The sequence below is a fragment of the Actinoplanes oryzae genome, from assembly GCF_030757795.1.
Lineage (GTDB): Bacteria > Actinomycetota > Actinomycetes > Mycobacteriales > Micromonosporaceae > Actinoplanes.
This window is the reverse complement of the sequence record NZ_JAUQWH010000337.1, coordinates 1-1,709: the sequence shown is the minus strand read 5'-3', so window position 1 is coordinate 1,709 and position 1,709 is coordinate 1. Positions and strand designations below refer to the sequence as shown.

At 69.7% G+C, this 1,709-nt stretch carries 2 pseudogenes; both read right to left on the bottom strand.

The features are described from left to right. Positions 1-446 (bottom strand): annotated as a pseudogene (locus tag RBH18_RS43765) (metallophosphoesterase family protein); the annotation flags it as partial. Further along, positions 443-1,709, bottom strand: a pseudogene (locus tag RBH18_RS43760) (hypothetical protein); the annotation flags it as partial. The pseudogenes RBH18_RS43765 and RBH18_RS43760, both read right to left, overlap by 4 nt.

The window sequence follows — 1,709 nt, the reverse complement described above, 5'->3', positions numbered from 1 at the left end:
CGCCCGACCTCCTGCGACCAGTAGCCCTTGGCGTCGAGGATGCGGCTCCCGAAGTAGTCGGTGAAGGTGTTGGCGTCCTGGACCTTGTACTCCTGGTTGCCGAAGACGGGGATGGTCTTCGCGTACAGCCTGCCGTAGCTCTGCTGGTACACGCTGCGGTACGCGGCCGCCTTGGGCAGCTCGTACTGGAAGTCGCCGAGGCCCAGGAAGACGGCGGGCTGCAGGGCCACCGCCAGATCCGATACCGCCACGTGCCGGCAGTTGTCGCCCTTGTCCCGCGCGGTGTTGGCGAAGTTCGGGTCGGCGGGGTCGCACACCATGTCCCCGACGGCGGCCACCCGTACGGTGGACGGGCCGGCCGTGCACCGGCTGAGCAGCCACAGCACCACCAGCACGACGACCACCGCGGCCGCGACCAGGGCAAGCAACCGGCGCCGACGTTTCATGCGAACCGCCGGGGAAGAAGCCGGCGCACACGCCGGCGGAGGAAAGCGACTACCCAGCGCACCGGCCGGGGCCGCCGCGCCCACAGCAGCTCGATCCGCCACTTGCGCCGGTGCCGCACGGCCCAGATCGCGGGCCGCCCGGGCGGCAGCCGCACCAGATACATGCACGCCAATGCCGCCACAATGGTCACCGGGAAGAGGTACAGCGCATAGCGCGAGAGCTTCGCCGGGGTGTAGCGCATCGTGAAATCGCCGCCGGCCGGGAGCAGCCACCCGTTCATGTAGCCCTGCAGCGTCACCTTCTCGGCGCCGTCGATGCCGGTCAGGATCCACCCCGGCGCGGCATTCTCGGCGAGCGCGATCGCCGTCGGTCCGGCGCTGGTGACCGTACCGGAGAACTGGGTGGGGTTGTTCTTGTCCCAGGCGACGGTGGAGGTGGACGAAGGCGCCTCCTGGCGGACCATGACGATCGCCGAGGGCGTCGACAGGGGGCGCAACTTCACCTTGCGATATTCGACCTGGGACTGTTGCACGCCTTTGAGGTCGCGCAGGCCGTAGAGATAGACGCGGGTCTCCACCGCGTTGGGGTCGGGCGGGACCAGCGCCTGATAGCTGGTCCAGCCGTTCCAGACGGCGACGGACGGCATCGTGCGGCACAGGTCGGGCCCGCGCAGGAAATAGCAGAACTTCGGATTGCGGACGGCGACGCTGCGGGCCTCCATCGAGTATTCGTAGAGCGACGACGCCCCCACGTCGGCCTGCGCGCCGATGCACGCGAGGTGGCGCACGGCGCTGAGGGTGTAGGTCGTCTCGCCGTCCGCCCCGATCTGCGACTCGGCGCCCAGCCCGGCCTCGTCGGCGGTCTCGTCGTCGTAGCGGAAGCAGTCCTCGAGCGGTTCGAAAGGCGCCAGCACCGACCCGGCCAGACCGCCGTCGACGCGCAATTCGTGCCGGCCGGCGGCGAGATCGACGGTCACGTCGGAAATCGGCTGCGGCCAGATCTCCTGCGGCTCGGAAGCGGTCAGGGTCTCGACGGTCAGATTGCGGTATTCGGTGACCGTGGCCGGGCTGAACCGCTCGCCCGCGTCGGCATGCAGAATGACCTGGAGGTCCCCGGCGACGCCGTCGAGCGTGAGGATGCGCTCGTAGGAGGCCCACTCGTCGTCGAGGATCGCGCGCGGCGCGAGCTCGCAGCCGGACGAGCCCGATTGGAAGATGCAGATCTGCGGCCGGGTGCCGGCGATGTGCCGGTACTGCAGCCGG